The organism is Bacteroides sp. NSJ-48, from assembly GCF_014287405.1.
Lineage (GTDB): Bacteria > Bacteroidota > Bacteroidia > Bacteroidales > Bacteroidaceae > Bacteroides > Bacteroides stercoris.
Genome location: NZ_JACOOD010000054.1, coordinates 1 through 23,347, shown reverse-complemented (window position 1 = coordinate 23,347; position 23,347 = coordinate 1). Strand labels below are relative to the sequence as shown.

Sequence of the window (23,347 nt, the reverse complement as noted above, 5' to 3'; positions counted from 1 at the left end):
TATTATTACTGCCGCATAACGATTACAAAATTACACAAAAAAATATATCTAACAAAAGTGGGAGGATTTTTTAACTTTTTACCATAGACATTTTATTAGGGAAGCGTAGGTTCAACTGGCAAGTACAAATAAGTAGAAATGTTTGAACAACACCGTTTTAGGAAGTTGAAAAATCAAGTTTCTCTCTCGGTATAGCGTTTATTTTGGCCAATATCTTCTTTAGTTTAGCATTTGTGTATTTCCCATTCGTGTTCTATTTAGCTCCTTATTATGAGTATGTAGCAAGTTACTTATCAAATTCAGCCTCTTTGAGGGTCAAATATGGTTTTGCAAATGGTGACTGACAAGACATAAACAAGGTCAGCAGGAATTTTTTACATAAATGGACATGAATGTATATAACCTAAAATAAGAATAAATTTTAATAAGGGCTGCCCAAAAAGAAAAAAATGCAGTTGCCATCCTATAGATACTTGCAGAAAGGATAAAATTTACTTTTAGACCTTTTGGGATAGCCCTTATTAATACTTCAGATAAAATTCCTTAGGTTATATTTTCAATCCTTTGGACCGGGTTTCCTCCTTGGCATACAGTCCCGGACGCCCGATTATGACATGGTTGGCAACGATACTATCCGCCGGACTGCGTATCTGCGGCGGTGCATTTTCGGGATATTGCGCCTGCCTGTTCCTCACATCTTCCGCTTCCGGCTTGAGCTGTTGCCCTTCATTCTCCTTTTCTGCGACTTCGGGCGTGGGTGGCGCAAGCTCCAGCTGAATTTTTCGGTCAAGGGCGGCAAGTTCGGACTTCAACTGCTTCAGCTCGTCCTCCTTCTTCCACACCTTACCCGCTATCTCCTGTAACTGCGGTATCTCCATCTCCAGCACCTCGTTCTTCGCCTTGTACTGGTCGATGATGGAGGGTATCCTCTCCATCGCGTTGAGGAAGTTGCGGGCGGCGGCCAACGGGTCAGCCATCGCCAGATGCCCGTTGTTGTAGGTGTACTTGTAGTTCCCCTCGACCACGAAGCGGTTGTCGGTGAACTCCAATCCCTCTTTGAGTATCCTTTCGCTCACCACCTTTATCGGAAAACCGTAAAGTTCACCGACCTGCGTGTACAACCCTCCGGTCGTGGCATTCTTGGCTATCTCCTGCAAACGCTTTCCGATGACCTTCTCATCGGCGGAATCCACTCCGTCCACCTTTATTATATTAAGGCGGTTGCCCTCCTTGTCGGTCTGCACCACCGACAGGAAGCGGTTCCAGTCCTCCGTCATGGCATCTATGAAAGCCGTGTTGTTGCGCAACTCGCCGGTCTTTGACTCCAGCTTGAACTCCGAATCACGCTTGCCCTTGTTGAACGACTTGCGTTCCCCTTCGAGCGATGCGATCCGCTTTTCCAGTTTCGCCTTGTCCAACAGGTCGGTATTGCCGGAGAGCAACGCCATGTATTCCGAGAAATTCATGCCCGATTTTTCGTCCATTGCCCCCTCGTCGATGGTACGCGCACCCATCGCACCGCTTTTGAGCTGGCTTATGAAAGTCTGCTTGCAGTGCAGGAGGTTGAACTTGTAGCTGTCCAGTGACTTCTCCACCGCGTAGATGATTACATCCACGTTGTTCCCGGCGAAATGTTTGGCAATCTCATTACCTGCCCTAACTCCGCGTCCGTCACGCTGTTGCAAGTCGGACGGTCGCCACGGCGTATCGAGATGATGGATAGCCACACACCGTTTCTGGGCGTTCACACCCGTTCCGAGCATAGAGGTAGAGCCGAACAGCACACGCACCGTCCCGGCGTTCATGGCGTCTATCACCGCCTTCCGCGCCTTGTCGGTCTTGCACTCCTGAATGAAGCGCACCTCGCTTGGCGGTATACCGTAGTCCTCCGTCAGTTTGCGCTTGATTTCCGAATAGACGTTCCACCCGTCGCCCGGCTGGTATGTCCCCAAATCAGAGAAAACGAACTGCGTGCCTTTCTGGGCGTCGTATTTTTGATAATACTCCGCGATCATCTTGGCACAGTGACTCGCTTTGTTGTCGGGATGATCTTCGTAATTCGGGTCTATCATGCGCATGTCGAGTGCCATTTTCCGGGCATAGTCCGTGGCGATGAGCATCTTCGCCTTTTCTTCCGTTTCCGAAAGCGGCAGCCTGCCCAACAAGGTGGCATCGCCCGTCTTGGCGAACTGCATCAGTTTCTGTATGAAGTCCTCCTGTTCCGGCGTGGGCGGTATATGGTGCAGTATCTCGTTCTTGGCAGGACGGTCAACGCCCACATCCTCCGCCGTGCGGTAGTCCGTGATTTCATTATAGAAGGCGGCAAGCTCCGGCACTTTGATGAAGTAGCGGAAACGCTCCTTCTGGACCACATTGTTCGTCACGTTAAATTCAAAATCCGTCGTCTTCTTGGCAAATATCGCCGCCCAAGCGTCGAAACACCTTATGTCCTGCCGTTCCAGCTCCTTCGGGCGCAGGTACTTGAACAGCAGGTACAATTCAGTCAGTGAGTTGCTGATAGTCGTGCCGGAGAGGAAGGTCGCACCCAAGTCTTTTCCTGTGCGCTCCTGTATGGTGCGTATGGCAAAGAGCATGTTAAGTGCCTTCTGGCTTCCCTCGCTGTTTCCCAATCCCGCCACACGGTCGTGGCGCGTGTTGAAAGTCAGATTCTTGAACTGGTGGCTCTCATCTATGAAGATGTGGTCGATGCCCATCTGCTTGAAATCCACCACGTCGTCCGTGCGTGACTTTATGGCGTGTTCCACCTTCTCCAGCTTCGCTTCAAGGTTGTGCTTGCGCTTCTCCAATCCTTTCAGCATCGCCCGCGACACGTTCTTTCCCTGCTGCCGTAGCACTTCGAGGTTTTCCTCCACCGTGTCAAGCTCTGCTTGCAGGATGCGCTGCTGCAATTCCGGCGACTGCGGTATCTTGCCGAACTGGTCGTGCGACATGATGACGCAATCGTAGTCGTTGTTCTTTATATTATTGAAGAAGCGCACACGGTTGGCGGTCGAAAAGTCCTTCTCCGAAGCGTACAGAATACGTGCGTTGGGATATGCCGCCTGATAGGTGGCTGCAATCTCCGCAACGTTGGCTTTCAGCCCGATAATCATCGGCTTGTGTGCCAAATTCAGACGCTTCATCTCATGCGCGGCGATGCACATTATCAGCGTCTTACCGGTTCCCACCTCGTGGTCGCAAATTCCGCCGCCGTTCTGTTTCAACATCCAGACGCAATCCATCTGTGAGGGATAGACGCTCTTGATACCCCGGCTTGCCAGCCCTTTCAGGTTGAGGTCGGGAAAGGTCTGATGGGAGCCGTCGTAGCGCGGGCGCACGAAACAGTTGAACTTGCGGTTATACATCGTCACAAGCCGCTCCTTGAACTGCGGCGACTGCTCTTCGAGCCATTCGGAGAAGCCGTTTCGTATCTCGTCAATCTTGGCGTTGGCGAGTTGTATTCCCTCGCTGTCGCGCATCTTGATGTCGTTGCCATGCTCGTCCTTGCCGATGGACTTCATCATGTCAGGGCAGGTGTTGTGCAGGGCGTGTTTTAGGAGGTGCATACCGTCATAGTTCCGGTAATACCCCTTCACCAGAAACTCGTCCGTGATTTTCATGGTGCGGTAGCCGCACACCACCGAAAACTCGTCCATGCTTGCGGAATAGGCGATTTTCACCTCCGTGTCGAACAGCCGGCTCATGTAGGCGGCATAGACACCCGTCGGAATCCAGCGTTCCCCGAAATTGAAGTCCAGATCCTCGAAGGCGATGCGCTGCGGCTCGGCATCTTTCAGAGCCTCCAACGCCTGCTTCACCTCCGGCATACGCTCATTTTCGGGATTGTCACCCATCCATGCCTCTATGCGTTCCGCTTTCTCTATGACATTTCCGGCGATGAAACGGTCTTTGATTTCGTAACCGGTCACGAGCGGATTGTAGTAGATGCGCCCTTGCAGGGCAGTGAGCAAATCCTCCGCCGTGCTGTCGGTTATCTCCCGCATATAGTCGAGATTGACCGTACCATATTTGTTGAGCGACGCAGACAGGGCTTCTTCGGGAGAGCCTACGTTGGCATGGCTCTCCACCGCGAAGGAAACAGGATGCTCGAAGATGTCCGCCTTGACGAACTTTCCGTTTTCCATCCGTTCCAGCGAAAGGATGTCGCGCCCGCCCGCATCCATCATCACTAACTTCACGTTCTGCTTGGCGTTGAGGTTGCCGTAGCGCATGACAAACTCATCGTAACAGGTATTCAGATGCTCTCGCCACGGAACATTTGCCTCGCGCCGGAGCGATTCATAACGGTACAGACGCTCGTAGGCGTCACGCAGCGACACATACAACAACGCCTTTTCCTTCTGGTATCCTTTCAGGTCGAGCGGCTGGAATGTCGCCCCGTATGGCGTGATGTCTTTCAGGTAGCCGATGTTATGACGCCCCCGGTCAGCCACCAGCGACCCTTCGCGCAGGTGCATCTCCGGCGTGCGGTGGTAGGCACGCGGAGAAAGGTCCACGACTTCCTCCTTCGGCTTTTCCGCTTCGATGTCGGGGAAAAGGAAAGTCCCCACCGCTTCCGATGGGGTATCTGTAACGGCAGGTGCGGCGACTGCCTCCGGCTGTGTTTCCTCCTGTCGTGGCTGCTCACGGGAAGTTTCCGGCACGGCTTTCACTTCCGTCTTTTCCGCCACTTGTTTCTCGTTATGCTGCCTTGCCAGTTCCCGAAGTTCTTTCCTACGCTCCGGCGTCAAACCCATCATCATTTCATAGAAACCGTTGATGGGAGGATTGGTATCCCAGTCCAGTGTGGCATAGATGTCGTCCGGGTCGGCAGGCTTGGCGGTGTTCTCCGCTTTCACCTCCTTATTCTCCATTGCGGGTTTTGCAGTTGGAGCTGTCGGTGTAACCGTGACTTTCGGTTTGGGCGGAGTGGACTTTGCCGTAACTGCCTTTTTCACCGTCTTTTTCTTTTTGGAGGTTTTCGGTTGGCTGACCTCTTCCGTCATCCCCCAGAGGTCAAGCAGGGTGAGCTGCACGCCTGCGGAATATTGCGGGCGCGGTTCTATCTCCGGCTTTTCATCTGCGGGTTGCGGCTTTTCTGTCGGAGTTTCCACCGTCTGCGCCGAGGATACTGTTTCCAATTTTATGGCAGGACGCTCTACTTTATTTTGAACGGCAACTTTTTCTTCCGTTCCTGCCTGCCGGATTGAACCCGAATACAAGCGCATGGCAAGCCTGTAATGGAAATCCTCGTCGAGCATACGGCGCAAATCCCCGGCGATGCCTGCTGCCTTGCCCTCGTGCAGATAAACCATAGCGGGCTTCCCGTAGGGGTCTGTGTCAAGTTTCGCCATCGTATGCACGATGCGTTCCGGGTGGTGGATGAAATAGGCGTTGTCGGTCAGGGCGGTTTTCGTGTCCGTCTGTATCACGGTCATCAGCCGCTCGTCCTGCGACATTTCCTTCTTGCTGAGGTTCTTTTGCAGGACAATCAGGTCACTGCCCACCTCCGTGCCCGCGTTGTCCGTGAACAGGTTGTTGGGCAGGCGTATCGCGGATACCAGATTGGCCTGACTGAACAGCTCGTTACGCACGGAGGTCTTGGTGCTATTCAATACCCCTTGCGAGGTGATGAACGCCACGATACCGCCGTCACGCACGGCATCCAGTCCTTTGAGAAAGAAATAGTTGTGGATGGTTTTCTGGGCGGAGCGTCTGCCGAAAGAGTCGCTCCGCTGAAACTCCGCGTCGAACACGGCAATGTCACCGAACGGAATGTTGGACACCGCCAAGTCGAAATAATTGTTGAACGGTCTTTCGATTTTCTCAAAACCGCAGGTGCGCATTTTCTGGTCGGGATAGAGATGCCTCAAGATTGTACCCGTGAGCAGATCCTTCTCGAAAGCCATCACATCCGCATTGGGGCTGTGCCGCAGCATGGAATCCACGAACACGCCGACACCTGCCGACGGTTCGAGCATACGGGCGGGGCGGACGCTGTAATCTGCCAGCACGTCCGCGATGGTGTCGGTTATCTCTTTGGGGGTGTAGAAAGCGGTCAGCACGGACGCTTTCAGCGAATCCACAAACCGCTTGTACTCTGTTTCGTCCTTGCTGTTCTCACGGATAAGCCTGTGCAGCTCCACCGTCGGGGCGAACAGTTCGAGGTCGGATTTCGCCCACCGGACGGCATCCGTCAGTTCCTTTGCAGGGTTGAGGATACATTTCAGACCGCCGAAACCGCAGTACCTTTGAAGTATGGCACGCTCTTCGGTTGTCGCTGTCCTATTTTCCCTGTCAAGGATGAATGCCGTCCGTATCGCCTCGATGTTGTCCCGCAGTTTCTGTTTGCGGTTAAACGCCATATTCGTCTAAGTAAAGGACGGTTGCTCCCGTCAGCTCCGTGTAGAGCAGGTCGTAATCGGAAGACAGGGCGAAATTGTCATCCGAGAGGTCATAGACGGAGAACACGTTGCCGACAAGCGGCAGCAGTTTCAGGACAAAGGCTTCACGCTTCTCTTCCGGCACTTCATCGGCAAACTCGTTTTCCACGACTTCGCGGAGGATGGCGTAACGGGAATAATGCAGCCCGCGCAGCAGCGTGTCCATCGCCAGTTCCTGCGCACCATCGGCGGGATAGCCTTCAAGCCGTGCCCTCTCATACGTTTCGGCGGCACGGTCGGCCCGTTCCCGTATGAAAGCGGTGTCGTCAGCCTGTTCAAACTTGTTCGTGCGGAGATAGTCCAGCAGGTACAGACCGTAATAGGAAAAGTCGGTCTGACCCTCGTTTTTCTTCTTGTTGTTCATTACTTTGGATTTAGCGGATTGATAATTAACGGGATAATCGGTTGGAAAAAGGAAGAAAAAGGCACTCGGTATCCCTCCGAGTGCCACCACTAAATCCAAAGTATGAGTGTAATCCGGTATCGAAGAACAATTCATTACTCTGAACAAGTGGCAAAGTTAATACTATTTCTTCCGTCCTGAAAATTTCTTGTCCTTTTTAGCCTCCGGGAACACAAAAGTCGTGTTATATTCCCCGTCAAAGGCGACAACAGCATCGAAACTCTTGCCCTGTTTGCTCTTGAACCCTTTGAGCAGCTTGGTATGCCCTTCGGTGAGCAGGTCTTTGATTTCATCGTCGGACAGGGTGCGTCCCGCTTTCAGCCGGAACACGGGCAGTCCGCACTCCGTGTTGTCGCAGCGTACCACCTTGCCGTAGAACCGCATCCTGCCCGTGCCACACTTGGGACACGCGCAGCCGGAGTCACGGCTGCCGAAGAGCTTGTCGCACGAGATCAGTTCGGAGGTTATCTCACGTGTGTACGCCTCTATCTCCTTGCGGAAGGTGTCGTCGGACAGTTCCCCGCGCTCGATACGCGCCAGCTCCTTTTCCCATTCGCCCGTCATGGCAACATCGGCGATGCGCATCGTCTTGACGACGGAATTGAGGGCAAGTCCTTTTTCGGTGGGAACAAGCGACTTCTTGCAGCGTTCCATGTAACCGCGCTTGAAAAGCGTTTCGATGATGGAGGCGCGTGTGGCGGGAGTACCGATGCCACAGTCCTTCATCGCCTGCCGCAGTGCGTCGTCCTCAATTTCCTTGCCCGCCGTTTCCATTGCCGAGAGCAGGGTGGCTTCGGTATGCAGCGGCTTGGGTTTGGTCTTTCCTTCGGTAATGGACGAGCCTTTCGGTGTCAGCGTGTCGCCTTCCTGCCAGCCGGGGATGGTAATTTCCTCTTTTTCCTCGCCATAGACGGCACGCCATCCGGTTTGCTTCACGACGCTGCCTTTTACGGTAAACTCCACTCCGGCACATTCCGCCGTGACAGTGGTCACATCCTTGACGCATTTCTCAGAGAATGCCTCGACCATGCGCCCGGCAATCATCTGATAGATGGTATTGTCCTCTTTGGAGAGGAAGAGCGGTTTCTCACCCGTGACGAGCAGGGCATGGTGGTCTGTCACCTTGCCGTCGTCCACGCTGCGGCGTGTCGGGGCGGCTTTTGCCCGCACCTTGTCTTTCCATTCGGGCTGTGTGCCGATGAAAGCGAGCAGTTTGGGAATTTCGGCAAACACGTCTTCGGGGATGTAGCGGCTTCCCGTTCTCGGATAGGTTATCAACTTCTTTTCGTAGAGTTTCTGCGCGATTTCAAGCGTCTGTTCCGCCGTGAAGCCGTGCTTGGCGTTGGCTTCTTTCTGGAGCGTGGTCAGGTCGTAGAGCAAGGGAGTTTCCTCCGTCTTCTCCTTGCGCTCGGCTTTCGTGACAGTGGCGCAACCTGCCGCCTTTACCTTATTATATAGTTCCATCGCCGGTTCTTTCTCTTTCCATTTCTCGGAGGATGAGAATTTCACGACTTCGCCGTCGCAACCGTCCGTTGCGATATGGAGCTGCCAGAATGCTTCGGACGTAAAGCGGCGGTTCTCCCAGTAGCGTTCACATACCATAGCCAACGTTGGTGTCTGCACCCGCCCCACGGAATACGTGCCGTGTCCGGCGGCGATGGATAACGCCTGTGTGCCGTTGATGCCCACGAGCCAGTCGGATTCGCTCCGCGCTTTGGCGGCGAGGTAGAGGTTGTCGTATTTGCTGCCGTCTTCGAGTTTCCGCAGTCCCTCGCGGATAGCTTTGTCGGTGAGAGAGCTGATCCACAGGCGCACGAAAGGAGTGGTGCAACCCGTATAGTGGTAGAGGTAGCGGAAGATAAGCTCTCCCTCGCGTCCGGCATCGGTCGCCACGATGATATGTTCGCTTGTGTCGAACAGTCTTTTGATGACTTTTATCTGCGACACCACGCCGCTGTCGGGCTTGTAACCTTTCTCCGTCCTGACCTGACGGGGGACGAGCGTGAATGTGTCGGGAATAATCGGGAGGTTGTCACGGACAAATCCGCGCACGCCGTAGCCGTCGGGCATGGCAAGCTGAACGAGGTGTCCGAATGCCCATGTCACGGCATAACCGCCTCCCTCGAAATATCCTTCCTCTCTCTTTGTCGCGCCCACGATGCGGGCGATTTCACGTGCCACGGAGGGCTTTTCTGCAATGATTGTCTTCATGTCTTCTTCTTTTTTGTTGATACTTTGGATTTTATTTTGGATTCAGTGGCGGACACGGGATTACATTTTCATGCCCTTGCCCGTTTTCTTCTGCGGCTTCTCCTGCTGCTGTTGCTGGCGGGCGTCCTTCGGGTTGGTCTGACCTTTCTGCAACGGCTCTCTCAGATTCTTTGTAGCCTCGTTGGTCTTGCCATCGTTGTTCACCGCCACCTGCGTGCGGCTCTCGTTGGACGGAGCAACCTGCTGTGCATTGTCAGGGTTCGTGTCGTAGCGGTACGGGCGTCCCTTCTCCGGGTTGAACTTGATATACATCGTGGCATGGAAGCCCTGCTTGTCGGTCACGTTCTCCAGCTTCACGGCTTTACCCGCCACATAGTCGGCTTTCTGCTGGTCGGTGAAGCTCACGCCGCTCCATTTGCTGATGGGGCGGATGCTGCCGTCCTCGTTCGTCCACGTGTTGCGGCGTTGCTCCTTCTTGGTCTGTGCGGCATTTTCCCCGCCCTGCGCCTGACTTTTCGATGTGTCGCCTTTGGTTTCCTGTGTCTGTGCGGTACGGGGCGACTTGCCGGTTCCCGGCACGAACTCCACGCCGCGCTGCTCCACGTTCACTTGCAGGGTGGTGACGAACTTTCTGCCGTCGTTGCGCTCGATGAGCTTGTCGCGTACGGGCAGTCCGGCGCGGAGCATGTCCCGCTCCTGCGTGGTGATTTCCGTCTTGCCGATGCGCTCCGGGATGCGCACCCTGCTTGCCGGAATGTCCGTGATTTCATTCGTCTTGCGGTCGATGCTGATGTAGGAGGGGATGATCTCGCCCGTTTCCCTGTCCACAATGTCCACGACCCTACCGAGATTGCCCGTTTCGCGGAGGTTCTTCCGGTCATTGTCGGAGAATTTGTGTTCCTTGTACTCATCCAGCTTCTGCTCCTTGCGGATGAAGTGCGGCACGAGGCTGATGTTTCCCTCACCGTCCTTCTTGAAGGAGAGGCGGGCGTCCAGCTCGAATGATTCGCCGCCGAAGGTCGGTTTGACCTTTACCAAGTCGGACTTGCCATAGTTGAGCATCTTCGTAAGGTCGCCGGACTTTTCAAGGTTGTCCCGCTTTACGCCCCATCTGTCCTCCAGCTCCTGCCAGTTGATTTTACTCTCGTCGATGGGCTGGTAGCCACGTTTGCCCTGCATCTGTTCGGATTTGTCCTGTTGCTGTTCTTTCCGTTGTTCCATGTTCTCCTGTTTTTGAGGTTCTTGTTTCTCTGTCTGTTGTGCTGCCATCTCTTCCTGCACCTTCTTCTCATAGTCGGAGGTGTCCACCTTGTGAGGGGCGAGCAGCTCCTTGTTCGCTTCGGGGTCTTTCAGCAGTTGCTTCATCACCTCTAAGAGATTTTCAGCTTGGTCTGCCGCAATGCGGTAGAAACCGAAGCGGCTGGGTTCCTTGCACTGCCGGAAGAAGTTCTTGAAGAAGTTGTCCAGCACGTCGCCATGTCGGTCGAATTGCAGGAAACTCTGCGCGTTCTCCGCTTTTGCGGGGGTGCGCTTGGGTGTGCCGTCCGCGTTCAGCCCGGCTACCACGCTGATCTCGCCTGTCTTCTCGTCACGGACTACCAGCACGTCCTTTTCGTCTTTTTTCTTTGCCATCTGAAAAATGTTTTAATGGGTTATTTATGAAAGAAATTATGGATACGAGCCTTGTAGAAGGCTATATCTTCCTTTTTGAAGTCCTTGATATGGTTGGAAAGGAATGTCAGCACGTCCTCCTCGCTGTAATAGGTCTTCTTGCCCAGCGTCTTGTAGGGCAATGCGCCTACGCTGCGGTAGCGTTGGAGGGTGCGTTTGCTTATCTGGAGCAACATGCACAAATCCTGATTGTCGAAAAGGCGGATGCTTTCCGTGATAGTGGGCTGTTTCCCCTCAGCCTTCATCGCCAGCAGCAGTTCGTCCTGACGGTCGAGCCGTTCCATCAGCTTCTGCATCCAGCCCTCGAAGTTGTTTCGTGTGAGCAGTTCCATGACCTATGTCCTCCTTCCTTTTGGTTTGCCGCCCGTGCGCAGCGTGTGGTTGTGGAACAGGGTGTCTATTGTCCCTTCCTCGTTCCTTACTGTGTTGTCCTCCAATAGCCGCAGTATCTCGGAAAGGCGGTAGCGGCAGCTTCCGCGTACCACCACATACTCGATACGGTGGTCGGTGCGCATACGCTGCATGGTGCGCTTGCTCACGTTGAGCATCTTCGCCGCCTGTGCCGTGTCAAGCAGCTTGTCTTCGGTTTCCCGCTTCCGTTTCTTCTCGTCCCTTGCCTCGCGGATGTACCCTGCGATGTTCGCAATCTGCGCCATCATCTCCTTGTAGGCGGAACTTTCCATTGTTATCACTTTCATGTTCAGTCCTTTCTTTTTGTTTCTGCGACAAAATTCGGCAATAAACAAAAGGGGCTTTAACAACTCACTACGTGACTCACGTAAGATTTTTGCGGAAGATGGCTCCGTAACCCGGTCAAACGGCGCAACAGGCAGCCTTTCAGCGGAAAACGATACGTCTTGTATGCCGTTTCGTTACCTTTGCGGCAAACTCTAAATGACATGAATATGGAAATAGTATCTATCGAGAAAAAGACTTTCGAGATGATGGTGGCGGCATTCGGCGCACTCTCGGAGAAGGTCGCCGCCCTGAGGCGCAAAAGCGACACGGGGCGCATGGAAAGATGGCTCACGGGCGAGGAGGTCTGCGGGCAGTTGAGAATAAGCCCGCGCACGTTGCAGACGCTGCGTGACAGGCGGCTTATCGGCTACTCGCAGATAAACCGCAGGTTCTATTACAAGCCAGAGGAGGTGAAGCGGCTGATACCGCTTGTCGGCACGCTCTATCCGCACGGCAGATGATTTGATTTATTCACCCACTGAATCCGAAGTTATGATGAACGAGAACAACGATGTTTTTACGATGGAAGACGAGCCGATAGCCTCTGTGGTGCAGGATATGCGCAAAGGCTCGAAATGGCTGTCCGCATTTCTGGAAAGCTACCGTCCTCCGCTGGACGGGGAACGTTACCTGACGGACGGCGAGGTGTCGGAACTGCTCCGTGTGAGCCGGCGCACCTTGCAGGAATACCGCAACAACCGCGTGTTGCCCTTCATACTTTTGGGAGGGAAGGTGCTTTACCCGGAAACGGGGCTGCGCGGGGTACTGGAAGCGAACTACCGCAAGCCGCTGGAGTGAGGCGGTTTCATGAAAAAGTAAACGGGTGACACCTTTTGTGGTGCTACCCGTTTACTTGTCTTATGGGGTATGTGCAATCAGCAATACCCGGCTTTTCCGTTCTGTATGAACATCACGTATGTCTGCCGTTTCTCTTGTGAGAGTGCCTTTCCCACCAGCCATGTGCGGAACAGGTGGGTGTTGTAGGTATTCACCCTGAAAGCGACCGGGATGATGATTTCAAGGGCGTACACGTCCGCGTGCAGCCCGTTTTCAAGCTGCATGTAGCGGCACACCTCGTAGTCGTTCAGCACGTCCGACTTGCGGACGGCTCTGATGGCGGCGTTCACTGCCGGGACGGTCGTATGGAACAATCCGGCTATTTCGGTGGCGGTCATCCACACGTCGTTACCGGTTACGCTGACTGCCTTGTCCTCGATGATGATTGTGTCACGTTTCATGGCTTTTCTTTTTAGATGGTGCAACCTGCAAATTCCTCGACGCCGTTCAATCTTGCGGCAAGGTTCTCCATGTCCTGATTGAGCTTCTCTTTGGTTATCTTTGCGTAAATCTGCGTCGTCTTTATGCTCTTGTGTCCGAGCATGGAGCTGACCGTTTCGATGGGAACACCGTTGGAGAGGAATATCGTCGTGGCTGCCGTGTGGCGGCTCTGATGCCACGTGATATGCTTGGTGATGCCGCAACGCTTGGCGACGGCACGGATACCGGCAAGGCACGTGTTATAATGCGGAACGGGAAATATCCTGCCGTCCCCGCACAGTCCCCGGTATTTGCCGATTATGCGGTTGGCGATGTCGAGCAGGCGGATGTTGGACACCACGCCCGTTTTCTGGCGGTTGATGTTTATCCACTCGTGTTCGTCGAAGTAGGTGCGGATATTCTCTTCCGTAAGGTTGCGCATATCCGCGAACGACAGCCCCGTGAAGGCGCAGAACAGGTAGAGGTCGCGGTACAATTCCTGTTTGGCGTTTTTCAGTTTCCCCTCCATCAGCAGGCGGATCTCATCTTTGGTCAGGAAACTGCGTGTTGTTTCCTCCTTCTTGATTTCATACTCGCGGAACGGGTCGCGCGTCAGCCACTCGTTGTTGATGGCGATGAATACCATCGTCCGTAACGGGCAGACGTACAGCCACACGGTATTGGTGCAGCAGTGCTTGTCCGTGCGCAGGAACATCTCGAAGTCGGAGATGAAAGCCGGGGTAAGCTCTTTTAGGGCGATGTCCTTCACATGGTAGCGGATGTCGAGGAACTCTTGCATGTGCTTGTAAACGGTGCGGTACTTCAGCAGCGTGCCTTTGGCTTTCATGCCTGCCTCCACCTGCTTCTCGTAGTCCTCGTTGTGCTGGCGGAACACCTGCATCAGCGTGTGGTAGCGGTGTTCCAGTCCGAGAAAGGCGTTCTTCACCTTCTCCGCCGTGACGAAGTTGTCACGCTCCATGATTTCCTGATAATGCCTGTTGATGCGTACCCGCATCTTGTCAAGCATACGGTTCGTTTCGAGTGCCGCCGTGCTTCTGCCCGTGACACGTCCACCTTTGGTGTCCCACAGTTTCGGATCGACAGTCAGTTTGCAGCTGAACTGTGTCTGGCTGCCGTCCACCGTGATGCGTCCCATGACGGGAACTGTCCCGTCCTTTTTCACTACCTGACGCTTGAGGTAGTAGATTACTGAAAATGTACTCTTCATTGTCCTTAATTTTTGGGTTTCAAAATTAGTTGGTGAAGAGTCCGGTGTTGGTACGCAAAACGGGGAGGAACGGCGCAATCTTTTTCCGTAACCTGATTTTTCGCATGAGTTATGGATAACTCACTATTCCTTAGAGCCTTGTTTCGCTATTCGTACCCGTTTGTCGCATTTTCGGGCATGGTTACGAACAAGTAACGTAGCGGCGTCAGGATTTGGCTTCGGCAGGGATTGTAATGGCTTCACGGATTATCGCCACTTCAACCAAAACCCTTGTAACTCAATTCTATCACTATATCTTTCCGCATTTCACTTTTTTGTAGTAACTTTGCAATTCACATATTTAAATACGTAATACCATGAAAAAACAAACTGCACTCTGGTGCTTATCCCTCCTATTGGTGATGGGAGCCTGCACCACATCCTCCTCCCGGAAAACGGCCGGAGAATGGGCAAAAGTACCCGGAATACTAAAAAATATCGTACTGCCCGTATTCGCCGATACTGTTTATGATGTAACCGACTACGGAGCAAAGAGCGATACAACTTTCGACAGCCGTCCCGCCATCCTCCAAGCCATCAGTCATTGTAACACGAACGGTGGCGGTACCGTACTCATTCCCGCAGGAAATTATTTCATCAAAGGAGCCATTACACTGAAAAGTAACATAAACCTGCACATCGCCGAAGGAGCACGTCTGGAATTCTCTACCGAAGCCGCCGACTACCTGCCTATGGTACTGACAAAATGGGAAGGAACAGAATGTTTCAACTACTCCCCCTTTATCTACGCATACCAATGTACAAATGTCGCGGTAACCGGCAAAGGAACTATCGACGGAAACGGTTCGGTGACTTTCAACGGCTGGCATGCCATACAAGGTCCTGCCGTAGACCGTCTGCGCCAGATGGGTATCGATTCCGTTCCTGTATACCAACGCGTATTCGGAGAAGGACACTATCTGCGTCCCTGTATGATACAATTTTACGGTTGCAAGAACGTATTGGTAGAAGATTTAAAAATTTACGATTCTCCCTTCTGGATCATTCATCCCGTATTTTGCGACAACGTAACCGTACGGAATGTATATATCGACAGCAACAATTACAATAATGACGGCTGCGACCCGGAATCCTGCACCAATGTACTGATAGAAGGTATGGATTTCAACGTTGGTGACGACGGCATCGCTATCAAATCAGGGCGCGACCAGGACGGCTGGCGCATCGGTCAGGCTACGGAAAACGTTATCATCCGCAACTGTCATTTCGCACGTTGGGCCATCACTGTCGGAAGCGAAATGTCGGGCGGAGTGCGGAATATCTATATTGAGGACTGCAAGATAGACAGTTGCCGTAACGGTATATATTTCAAGTCCAATCCGGACAGAGGCGGCTATTTCGAAAACCTGAATATGCGGCGCATCGAAGCCGATGTCTGCCTGTGGGGTGTTATCAATTTCCGCACGAACTACCACGGGTATCGGGGCGGCAACCATCCTACACTATTCCGCAACATCTGCATTGAAGATGTAACCTGTAACCGCGTGGACAGCGTAGCACTCATGGCTAACGGACTGCCTGAAGCCAAACTGCACAACATCACCCTGCGGAACATCAACGTAAAGAAAGCTCCCAAAGCGATACAAATGGAGAATGTGGTGAACCTGACGCTGGACAATGTAGTAGTAAACGGAGAAAAAGTAACTGCCCCCTGATTACTTCTCTCCAACCGGCGGACGCTTACGCCAATCGTCTTTCCGGTAGCTGTCCGGATAAATCGTTTTGTCTACAATCTCCCCCCCTTTGGTACGAATCCAGGTAGTGAATGTGCGGACGTTTTCTTTCATCAGAATAACACGGGCACCATTCTGCAGGTGGTTATACTCCGTATTTCCACCTGTAAAACGCCCGTAAGCCAACAGGATGCCGTGCCACATAACGGAATAATCATTATCATGGTCGTGCCCCACAAAGGTACCCATTACATCACCGGCTTCTTTCATGGCGGCAAACATGCCGGTATTCAGGAGCGGAGCACAAGCCTTTTCCATACGCGTGCCTATCAATATGGCACTCTCATCAGCCGCAGCCTGATTATATTCGGGTAGGGGAATATGGAAAAAAGCCAGAGCAGGCAAAGGCTTTCCGCCATTTCTTTCCGTATAAGCAGCGCTCTGGCTACGATACCAGTTTACCTGATCAAAGGTAAACCAGGCATATCCTTTCACATCCGGCAGCCGGGAGTAGGAGTGCGAATCCATACAATACAACAAAGCTGCATCACGATTACTGTCGGAAGCCTGCAATGCAAGCACGTAGTCGGGTGAATCGGCCTCACCTCTGTCCGGCTGAATATTATAAGGAACAGAGCGAACGACATCATATAATTCGGCACGCGTCTTATCCTGTTCATTGTCATGGTTGCCAAAAGTCACAACAAAAGGAATTTTGCGGGAAGAAGCACAAGCAAGTACCGTACGCATGGCTGTTTCTGCCGGCTTCGCATACACCACGTCACCGGTAAATACAACCAGGTCGGGACGTTCTGCATCAAGCACTTCATTGATACGCTTCAAGGCAATATCCGAGGCAGGATTACCATATTTGAAATGCACGTCGGTAAACTGCACTATTTTGAATTCCCCGTTTTTATCGAATTTCAAGGGCTTTATCTGCGCCCGGCAGAACATTACGGACAGCAGTACCATACAAAGGGGCAAAGCAAATTGTTTCATAGTATTTTCTGATTTTGATTCGGAGTTCGTTTATTCTTTGACTATCAAGACAGTTGCATAAGCCGATATTCCCTCTTCCCGTCCTGTAAAACCCAACTTCTCCGTAGTGGTAGCCTTCACGGATACATCGTCTTCATCAATCCCCAACACAGCAGAAAGAGTCTGCTGCATGGCGGGTATATGAGTTTTCAACTTGGGTCGTTCCGCACAGATTGTCGCATCAATATTACCAACGGAATACCCTTTACTACCTATCAGGTCCACCGTTTTCTTCAACAATATCTTACTATCTATATTTTTAAATTCGCCTGCCGTATCGGGAAAGTGATAGCCTATGTCGCGCATATTCGCCGCACCCAGCAATGCATCGCAAATAGCATGTATCAGCACGTCTGCATCCGAATGTCCCAAGAGACCTTTCTCATGCTCCAGGCGTACACCACCCAACCAAAGTTCTCTATCTGTCACCAGCCGGTGAACATCAAAGCCAAAACCAACACGTATCTTCATATCTTTTCAATTATATAATAAACGTGCTAAAGTAGGCATTATTCACTATCGGCTCAAAGATATTCTGCTATTTTTCCTTAATGAGAGGGATTACGTACCTAAAAACAAACAGCAAGTCTTACAGCCTAATACAAAGGAGTATGAAAGAGCTGACGAAATCAGCGGATATGGAAATCAAGCAGCTTTTCCCCGCCTAAATAACCTTGTAAATGCTGACCGACACTGACGGGCCCTACTCCGGCAGGGGTACCTGTAAACAGTAAATCACCAATCTTCAAAGTCATAAAACGACTGACATAGGCTATTATATCGTCTATCTTGAAAAGCATGTCTGCCGTATTGCCACGTTGTACTTCACAACCATCTATATCGAGATGGAAATCCAAATTCTGCAAGTCTCCACCAGCTTGTTCCAAAGAAATGAACGTACCGATAGCCGCTGAGTTGTCAAACCCTTTGCACAGCTCCCACGGATTACCGGCTTCACGGAATTTCCGCTGCAAGTCACGGGCTGTAAAATCAATGCCTACCGTCACCCCATCATAATAACGATGCGCAAAACGGGGAGCTATATTCTTACCTAACCGGCAAATACGTACCACAACTTCCGTTTCGTAATGAACTTCATGGGAGAAGTCGGGAACAAAAAACGGCTTGCCGTCTTTCAAAATAGCCGAGTCGGGTTTCATGAAGATAACAGGTTCACTATTCTCCTGAGTATGCCCAAGCTCCTTATTGTGCTGTGCATAATTCATCCCTACTGCTATGATCTTCATTACCTTATCTCATTAAAATTCAAACGGTTAAACATTACTGCCAGATGTGCATACAACGAAGTGTTCTGAACCACTATATCTTCCGGCACACGGATACGGAACGGAGTAAAATTCCATACGGCTTTAATGCCGCCTGCCACCATCGTATCCGTAATTTTCTGCGCAATCTCAATAGGTACTGTCAGCACACCGATATTGACGTCATATGCCTGCATTTTCTCTTCAAAATCATCGGAATGATAGATTGGAATGCCATTCAATGCTGTCCCTACCAAATCGGGATTTACATCAAATGCTGCCACAATCTCCAGACCGAAATGGTTCAAACCGGAATCTCGCAGCAATGCACCACCCAAACTTCCCACACCGAAAAGAAATGCTTTATGTATATTGGTAAATCCCAAAAAATCTTCCAGCACGGCAATCAGCGTATCTATCTCATACCCCACACGGGTACGGCCGGAAATATTGACATATGACAAGTCCTTTGCTATCTGAGAGGCATCAATATTGATTTCTTTGGAAATTTGAGTAGAAGAAACGAAACGCTCCCCTCTTTTTCTAAGCAATTTTACATTGGAAAGATACCACGGAAGCCGGCGCAAGGTAGGTTCCGGCACCTTTGTAGAGTCTTTCTTTTGTAACTGACTGTTCATAGCTTTTCCTTTAAGTTCTCAATATTATGACTGACAAAAGTAGTGCTTTTTTTCCAATCTATAATATATCTATGACAAAAGGTTAACATTATTTCTACCTGTGATTGCAAAGTTCCTTGTAAAACCGTATTTTTGGACTCCTTTTGTGAGAAAATTAAAACAAGTATATATGGCTAAGAAACCAAAAGAGAACGATTGGAAAGACAGACTGAATGTAGTGTATTCAACCAACCCCGACTTCAAATACGAATTGGACGATGAAGAAGAGCAAACCACTCTCCAACCGTCCCAACAACGTCTGCGCGTACAATTGGACCGCAAGAACCGGGGCGGTAAAGTTGTAACTCTCGTTACCGGATTTATCGGTACGGAAGACGATTTGAAAGAACTGGGCAAATTCCTTAAAAGTAAATGCGGTGTGGGAGGAAGCGCCAAAGACGGAGAAATCATTGTGCAAGGAGACTTTAAGCAAAAAGTACTGGAATTACTAAAGAAAGAGGGGTATGCACAGACCAAAACGGTGGGATAACTCACTGCTGCTTTAAAAACATAATAAAGAAAAACGGTCGCTATGGATATTTCCATGCGACCGTTTCCATATATTTACATCCGTACGGAATTATTCAGCACGCAAAGTGAAACGCTTGAAATCAACGATTTTCAATTCAGGGTCAGCTTCTTTCAGCACTTCTCTTACAGTCTTCTTGCCATCCATGATATCTTCCTGGTTCAGCAGGCAAACTTCTTTCAGGAATTTACCCAGACGACCCTTAGCAATATTCTGAATCATCTGTTCCGGCAGGTGTGCAGCTTTTTCAGCAGAAACTGTAGCAATGATTTCTTTTGCCTTTGCTACGTCTTCAGCTGTAATCCATCCCTTAGCCATGTTGCTTTCCATGTGGTCTTCGCTGTCAACGTGAGCAGGGTTGATGCCGGCTTTCTTCAAAGCAGCCTCAACAGCCTTCTGTACTTGTTCAGCTTTTGTCTTCTCGATAGCAACTTCGATTTCTTTCTGCTTAACTTCTTCAGAAACACCGTCTTCATCGATAGCCAGCGGATTCATGGCAGCAATCTGCATGGCCACTTGCTTAGCCAACTGTTCGTCAACATTCTTGTTGAAAGCAACAATCGTACAAAGACCGTTTCTGTTCATGTGGTTGTACACAACCGTGGTTGCACCCTCTACAGTCAGATAACCGTCGAGTTCCATCTTTTCGCCTGTGATACCGCTACGGTCGGTTACTGCATCCTGTACAGTACCGTTACCCATCGGCAGGGCTTTTACTTCATCCAACGTCTTGCACTTATTGGCAACGGCAAGGTCAAGGATATCCTGAGTCAGTTTCACGAAGTCGGCATTCTGAGCTACGAAGTCGGTTTCGCACTTCAAAGCGATGATAACGGCAAAGTCACCAGTAGTCTTAGCCAAAACGCAGCCTTCAGAAGCTTCACGGTCTGAACGCTTAGCAGCAACAGCCTGTCCTTTTTTACGGATAATTTCCATTGCCTTATCGAAATCGCCTTCTGCATCGTTCAATGCATTCTTGCAATCCATCATACCAGCACCGGTCATTTTACGGAGCTTGGTTATATCAGCCATACTTACAGCCATACTATCTTTCCTTTATATTTTAGTTAATAAATATCGTTCTAAAAAGCGAAAAAGAGCTGAGAATAGAGAATTGAGAATTGCTGTAAAGTAACTCTCAACTTTCAATTCTCAACTCTCCACTATGAATTAAGCCTCTTCGTCTTCCTTAATGAAAGCGGCAGCTTTAGCTGCGTTGATTGCTTCCTCGTCAGACTTGTCGAGTCTTGCTTTTGTAGCTTTCTTCTTGCCTTTGTTGGCAGGAGCCTCACCGGCAGCTTCCATGTCTACCTTCTCAGCCTTACGTTCTTCCAGACCTTCCTGCATAGCAGCGCAGCAAGCATCCAAGATAACTTCTACCGACTTGGTAGCGTCATCGTTTGCCGGAATAACGAAGTCGATGTTCGTAGGATCGGAGTTGGTATCAACGATACCGAATACGGGAATACCCAAACGGTTGGCTTCGCGAACTGCAATATTCTCCTTCATTACGTCGATAACGAACAAAGCAGACGGCAGACGAGTCAGGTCAGCGATAGAACCCAACGTCTTGTCCAACTTGGCACGTTGACGGGAGATTTGCAGGATTTCTCTCTTAGAGAGATTAGAATAAGTACCATCGTTAGTCAACTTATCGATAGTAGCCATCTTCTTCACAGCCTTACGGATTGTCGGGAAGTTGGTCAACATACCACCCGGCCAGCGCTCGATTACATAAGGCATATTTACAGATGCAGCCTTGTCGGCAACCACCTGCTTAGCTTGTTTTTTAGTAGCAACAAACAGGACTTTCTTTCCTGATTTAGCGATTTGCTTCAAAGCTTCAGCAGCTTCGTCAATTTTAGCAACCGTCTTGTTGAGGTCAATGATATGAATACCATTGCGCTCCATGAAGATATAAGGAGCCATTGCAGGGTTCCACTTTCTTTTCAAGTGACCGAAGTGACAACCGGCTTCCAATAATGTATCAAAATTAGTTCTTGACATTTTGTTTTAATCTTTAAATCGTTTACTTTCTTTTTTGTTTTTTCTAAACCAACCGCCGGGTAGCCTATCCGAATGAAGAGTCCCGGTAGTTTAGATACTAAACGCTTTTTCAGTTGAGAGTTGAGAGGTGAAAGTCGAGAATTAAGCAACTTGTCCGCCCCAACCGTTCTCCAACTCTTAACGTTTACTGAACTGGAATCTACGACGAGCTTTCGGCTGTCCCGGTTTCTTACGTTCAACAGAACGGGGATCGCGAGTCATGAAGCCTTCAGCACGGAGAGCAGCTTTATCTTCAGCATTGATTTTCACCAAAGCGCGAGCAATTGCAAGACGCAATGCCTGAGACTGTCCGGTGAAACCGCCACCGCAGAGGTTTACTTTGATGTCGTACTTTTCAGCAACACCCAGCTTGTTCAACGGTTGTTTAACTACATACTGAAGAATGCTTGATGGAAAGTACTCTGCGAGGTCTCTCTTGTTAATAGTAATCTTTCCAGTACCTTCGCTTACGAAAATACGTGCAATTGCACTTTTACGTCTGCCTAATGCATTTACTACTTCCATTATCTCTTATTTAAGTGCGTTAATATCAATCATTTTCGGGTTCTGAGCATCATGTTTGTGCTCGCTGCCGGCATATACATACATATTACCCAGCAATTTGGCGCCCAACTTATTTTTAGGCAACATACCCTTTACTACTTTTCTCAGCAACTTGTCATCACCGTTCGGTTTTGCCTGCAAACGAGCAGGAGTAATTTCTCTCTGACCGCCGGGATAGCCTGTGTATGACAGATATACCTTGTCATTCCACTTGTTACCGGTTAATTTTACTTTGTCGGCATTGATAATGATTACATTATCGCCGCAATCTACGTGAGGAGTAAAGTTAGGTTTATACTTTCCTCTCAACAGTTTCGCAACTTTTGCGCCCAGACGACCCAATACCTGGTCTGTAGCGTCAACAATGACCCATTCTTTAGTCACTGTAGCTTTGTTTGCAGAAATGGTCTTGTAACTTAAAGTATCCACTCTTAATTGTTTTTTTAAATGTTACTACTAAATTTTTGCTTCACCACGAATCAACCACCTCGGACAAAGGGAGATTAATCCGCTATGAATTAAATGCTTATCCTTATGAGATAATAATCGGCTTGCAAAGGTACGGATTTTCTTATAACTGGCAAACGTTTTCTTCTTTTTTTTGATTTGCACTTGGCTGATATACAACAAAAAGAAATTCTCTTCCGAGGAAATCTGTATTTCCTCAGAAGAGAATTTCAAAAGTTCCCGCCCGCACACGCAAACACTTATAAACAGAAAATTTTCCGGATTTGCGCAAGGGACATAAAACAACATTCGTTTTATACTACCGAACAATGTCTACCGGAAACGCGGATGGCATATTTACCCGTTTCCATGTTTCATGGAACCATGTATTCAGTTCATTTCCGTTTAAATCTTTCGCGATAAAATATTTCAGGTACATCACACCTCCCTCACCCATTTCAAATTCAAGGATATTGTCCTTATTATCCAACATAGGCAGATGGATGTTCCTCTCGATACTTTCCTTATAGGCTGTACCCGATATTTGCCGATAGGTACCATACCCCGTAATAATGGCATCTGCACCGGGCCGTATCGTGAAGTTAACAATGCGACCGTCATCGCTCAGTACCTTAAATGTATTACTCGGCTTCAATGTTCCGGGAATTTCCGGATTTTCAGACACATAATGACACAACTGCCAAATACCTTCCAGATGCGCCGGCTCAAAAGCAGCCTTATCCTGCGCCCGGACTCCTGTTACCGCAAGCAGCACCACTGCCAGCATGGTAAAGAAATAATTCTTTTTCATATTCGTATGATATTGGTTAACGCTATGCCATTCCTATTGACACAAATATAAAGATTTATTTCGAGAAAATAACAGTTTATCCGATAAAAAAGAGGTTGTGTCAAAACGTTGGCACAACCTCATTTATATTTTAAGTTCTGCTATATTTTCTTTTGGCTATGCTACTTTTTCCTCATGCATTTGGCAACAAGTTGCTATATTCCAATTATATCGGGTTATAAATAGTCCCATAAACATATATTTGGCAACTGTAATGAGCCCCTTTCCTTCTTTTATCAGTTTA

The 23,347-nt window shown here is 49.9% G+C and carries 21 protein-coding genes; 4 read left to right on the top strand and 17 right to left on the bottom strand.

The annotated features are described in order from the left end of the window. Positions 1 to 548: 548 nt before the first annotated feature. From H8S52_RS17470 to H8S52_RS17445, 6 genes are all read right to left on the bottom strand, one after another. Entirely contained in the window at positions 549 to 6,365 is a 5,817-nt protein-coding gene (locus H8S52_RS17470) for an N-6 DNA methylase (protein WP_004291462.1), read from the bottom strand. Then, positions 6,355 to 6,807: a DUF1896 domain-containing protein gene (locus H8S52_RS17465; protein WP_004304266.1), complete on the bottom strand. Its 453-nt coding sequence runs from the start codon at positions 6,805 to 6,807 to the stop codon at positions 6,355 to 6,357. Before H8S52_RS17465 ends, H8S52_RS17470 begins: the two co-directional genes overlap by 11 nt. Positions 6,808 to 6,969: 162 nt before the next feature. Further along, on the bottom strand, positions 6,970 to 9,057 hold the full coding sequence (topB, locus tag H8S52_RS17460; protein WP_004291456.1) for a type IA DNA topoisomerase: 2,088 nt from the start codon (positions 9,055 to 9,057) through the stop codon (positions 6,970 to 6,972). Positions 9,058 to 9,117: 60 nt separating this feature from the next. Further along, positions 9,118 to 10,689: a DUF3945 domain-containing protein gene (locus H8S52_RS17455; RefSeq protein WP_004291455.1), complete on the bottom strand. Its 1,572-nt coding sequence runs from the start codon at positions 10,687 to 10,689 to the stop codon at positions 9,118 to 9,120. Between the two features lie 20 nt (positions 10,690 to 10,709). Continuing rightward, a complete protein-coding gene (locus tag H8S52_RS17450; RefSeq protein WP_004291454.1) occupies positions 10,710 to 11,060 on the bottom strand; it encodes a helix-turn-helix domain-containing protein in 351 nt (116 codons plus the stop codon). Positions 11,061 to 11,063: 3 nt separating this feature from the next. After that, entirely contained in the window at positions 11,064 to 11,426 is a 363-nt protein-coding gene (locus H8S52_RS17445) for a helix-turn-helix domain-containing protein (protein WP_004304264.1), read from the bottom strand. Positions 11,427 to 11,627: 201 nt separating this feature from the next. Here H8S52_RS17445 and H8S52_RS17440 point away from each other — a divergent pair, with 201 nt between their 5' ends. Both H8S52_RS17440 and H8S52_RS17435 read left to right on the top strand, forming a co-directional pair. After that, on the top strand, positions 11,628 to 11,927 hold the full coding sequence (locus tag H8S52_RS17440; protein ID WP_004291426.1) for a helix-turn-helix domain-containing protein: 300 nt from the start codon (positions 11,628 to 11,630) through the stop codon (positions 11,925 to 11,927). 31 nt (positions 11,928 to 11,958) lie between these two features. Next, positions 11,959 to 12,264: a helix-turn-helix domain-containing protein gene (locus tag H8S52_RS17435; RefSeq protein ID WP_004291424.1), complete on the top strand. Its 306-nt coding sequence runs from the start codon at positions 11,959 to 11,961 to the stop codon at positions 12,262 to 12,264. 77 nt (positions 12,265 to 12,341) lie between these two features. Here the strand turns inward: H8S52_RS17435 and H8S52_RS17430 are convergent, their stop codons facing one another. After that, positions 12,342 to 12,704 carry a hypothetical protein gene (locus H8S52_RS17430; RefSeq protein WP_004291423.1) on the bottom strand — a complete coding sequence of 121 codons (363 nt, stop codon included), beginning with the start codon at positions 12,702 to 12,704 and terminating at the stop codon, positions 12,342 to 12,344. An 11-nt stretch (positions 12,705 to 12,715) separates the two neighbouring features. Beyond that, positions 12,716 to 13,951, bottom strand: a complete 1,236-nt coding sequence (locus tag H8S52_RS17425) for a site-specific integrase (protein ID WP_004291422.1) — start codon at positions 13,949 to 13,951, stop codon at positions 12,716 to 12,718. A 356-nt stretch (positions 13,952 to 14,307) separates the two neighbouring features. Between H8S52_RS17425 and H8S52_RS17420 the strand changes: the two genes are divergently transcribed. Beyond that, positions 14,308 to 15,666: a glycoside hydrolase family 28 protein gene (locus tag H8S52_RS17420; RefSeq protein ID WP_186910305.1), complete on the top strand. Its 1,359-nt coding sequence runs from the start codon at positions 14,308 to 14,310 to the stop codon at positions 15,664 to 15,666. Here the strand turns inward: H8S52_RS17420 and H8S52_RS17415 are convergent, their stop codons facing one another. The 4 genes from H8S52_RS17415 to H8S52_RS17400 all read right to left on the bottom strand — a co-directional run bounded on the left by H8S52_RS17415 (position 15,667) and on the right by H8S52_RS17400 (position 18,628). Next, on the bottom strand, positions 15,667 to 16,686 hold the full coding sequence (locus tag H8S52_RS17415) for a metallophosphoesterase family protein (RefSeq protein ID WP_186910304.1): 1,020 nt from the start codon (positions 16,684 to 16,686) through the stop codon (positions 15,667 to 15,669). A gap of 30 nt (positions 16,687 to 16,716) precedes the next feature. After that, complete coding sequence (gene ispF, locus H8S52_RS17410; protein WP_005658315.1) at positions 16,717 to 17,196, bottom strand: 2-C-methyl-D-erythritol 2,4-cyclodiphosphate synthase; 480 nt, start codon at positions 17,194 to 17,196, stop codon at positions 16,717 to 16,719. Positions 17,197 to 17,354: 158 nt separating this feature from the next. Further along, a complete protein-coding gene (locus tag H8S52_RS17405; RefSeq protein WP_060385877.1) occupies positions 17,355 to 17,972 on the bottom strand; it encodes a fumarylacetoacetate hydrolase family protein in 618 nt (205 codons plus the stop codon). Further along, a complete protein-coding gene (locus H8S52_RS17400; protein ID WP_005658317.1) occupies positions 17,972 to 18,628 on the bottom strand; it encodes a redox-sensing transcriptional repressor Rex in 657 nt (218 codons plus the stop codon). Before H8S52_RS17400 ends, H8S52_RS17405 begins: the two co-directional genes overlap by 1 nt. A gap of 169 nt (positions 18,629 to 18,797) precedes the next feature. Here H8S52_RS17400 and H8S52_RS17395 point away from each other — a divergent pair, with 169 nt between their 5' ends. After that, positions 18,798 to 19,157, top strand: coding sequence for a translation initiation factor (locus H8S52_RS17395; protein ID WP_022104285.1), 360 nt, complete (start codon positions 18,798 to 18,800; stop codon positions 19,155 to 19,157). A gap of 90 nt (positions 19,158 to 19,247) precedes the next feature. On the opposite strand, the gene tsf is transcribed toward H8S52_RS17395, so the two are convergent. The 5 genes from tsf to H8S52_RS17370 form a co-directional block, all read right to left on the bottom strand. After that, on the bottom strand, positions 19,248 to 20,240 hold the full coding sequence (gene tsf, locus H8S52_RS17390; RefSeq protein WP_005658319.1) for a translation elongation factor Ts: 993 nt from the start codon (positions 20,238 to 20,240) through the stop codon (positions 19,248 to 19,250). 126 nt (positions 20,241 to 20,366) lie between these two features. Further along, the gene (rpsB, locus tag H8S52_RS17385; RefSeq protein WP_005658322.1) at positions 20,367 to 21,203 is read right to left on the bottom strand and encodes a 30S ribosomal protein S2; all 837 of its coding nucleotides are present in this window, start codon (positions 21,201 to 21,203) and stop codon (positions 20,367 to 20,369) included. Positions 21,204 to 21,380: 177 nt separating this feature from the next. Next, entirely contained in the window at positions 21,381 to 21,767 is a 387-nt protein-coding gene (gene rpsI / locus H8S52_RS17380) for a 30S ribosomal protein S9 (protein WP_004288304.1), read from the bottom strand. A 6-nt stretch (positions 21,768 to 21,773) separates the two neighbouring features. Next, positions 21,774 to 22,235 (bottom strand): 50S ribosomal protein L13, encoded by a 462-nt coding sequence (gene rplM / locus H8S52_RS17375; RefSeq protein ID WP_016661616.1) that lies wholly within the window; start codon positions 22,233 to 22,235, stop codon positions 21,774 to 21,776. A gap of 337 nt (positions 22,236 to 22,572) precedes the next feature. Next, the gene (locus H8S52_RS17370; protein ID WP_005658332.1) at positions 22,573 to 23,064 is read right to left on the bottom strand and encodes a DUF4488 domain-containing protein; all 492 of its coding nucleotides are present in this window, start codon (positions 23,062 to 23,064) and stop codon (positions 22,573 to 22,575) included. Positions 23,065 to 23,347 lie beyond the last annotated feature (283 nt).

Coding starts and splice junctions, on each gene's coding strand:
- H8S52_RS17400 (WP_005658317.1), bottom strand. CDS start 18,628: ATGAACAGTCAGTTACAAAAGAAAGACTCTACAAAGGTGCCGGAACCT.
- H8S52_RS17415 (WP_186910304.1), bottom strand. CDS start 16,686: ATGAAACAATTTGCTTTGCCCCTTTGTATGGTACTGCTGTCCGTAATG.
- H8S52_RS17470 (WP_004291462.1), bottom strand. CDS start 6,365: ATGGCGTTTAACCGCAAACAGAAACTGCGGGACAACATCGAGGCGATA.
- H8S52_RS17440 (WP_004291426.1), top strand. CDS start 11,628: ATGAATATGGAAATAGTATCTATCGAGAAAAAGACTTTCGAGATGATG.
- H8S52_RS17395 (WP_022104285.1), top strand. CDS start 18,798: ATGGCTAAGAAACCAAAAGAGAACGATTGGAAAGACAGACTGAATGTA.
- H8S52_RS17420 (WP_186910305.1), top strand. CDS start 14,308: ATGAAAAAACAAACTGCACTCTGGTGCTTATCCCTCCTATTGGTGATG.
- H8S52_RS17455 (WP_004291455.1), bottom strand. CDS start 10,689: ATGGCAAAGAAAAAAGACGAAAAGGACGTGCTGGTAGTCCGTGACGAG.
- rpsI (WP_004288304.1), bottom strand. CDS start 21,767: ATGGAAGTAGTAAATGCATTAGGCAGACGTAAAAGTGCAATTGCACGT.
- rpsB (WP_005658322.1), bottom strand. CDS start 21,203: ATGTCAAGAACTAATTTTGATACATTATTGGAAGCCGGTTGTCACTTC.
- H8S52_RS17425 (WP_004291422.1), bottom strand. CDS start 13,951: ATGAAGAGTACATTTTCAGTAATCTACTACCTCAAGCGTCAGGTAGTG.
- topB (WP_004291456.1), bottom strand. CDS start 9,057: ATGAAGACAATCATTGCAGAAAAGCCCTCCGTGGCACGTGAAATCGCC.
- H8S52_RS17435 (WP_004291424.1), top strand. CDS start 11,959: ATGATGAACGAGAACAACGATGTTTTTACGATGGAAGACGAGCCGATA.
- H8S52_RS17450 (WP_004291454.1), bottom strand. CDS start 11,060: ATGGAACTGCTCACACGAAACAACTTCGAGGGCTGGATGCAGAAGCTG.
- H8S52_RS17405 (WP_060385877.1), bottom strand. CDS start 17,972: ATGAAGATCATAGCAGTAGGGATGAATTATGCACAGCACAATAAGGAG.
- tsf (WP_005658319.1), bottom strand. CDS start 20,240: ATGGCTGTAAGTATGGCTGATATAACCAAGCTCCGTAAAATGACCGGT.
- H8S52_RS17445 (WP_004304264.1), bottom strand. CDS start 11,426: ATGAAAGTGATAACAATGGAAAGTTCCGCCTACAAGGAGATGATGGCG.
- H8S52_RS17465 (WP_004304266.1), bottom strand. CDS start 6,807: ATGAACAACAAGAAGAAAAACGAGGGTCAGACCGACTTTTCCTATTAC.
- H8S52_RS17370 (WP_005658332.1), bottom strand. CDS start 23,064: ATGAAAAAGAATTATTTCTTTACCATGCTGGCAGTGGTGCTGCTTGCG.
- H8S52_RS17430 (WP_004291423.1), bottom strand. CDS start 12,704: ATGAAACGTGACACAATCATCATCGAGGACAAGGCAGTCAGCGTAACC.
- ispF (WP_005658315.1), bottom strand. CDS start 17,196: ATGAAGATACGTGTTGGTTTTGGCTTTGATGTTCACCGGCTGGTGACA.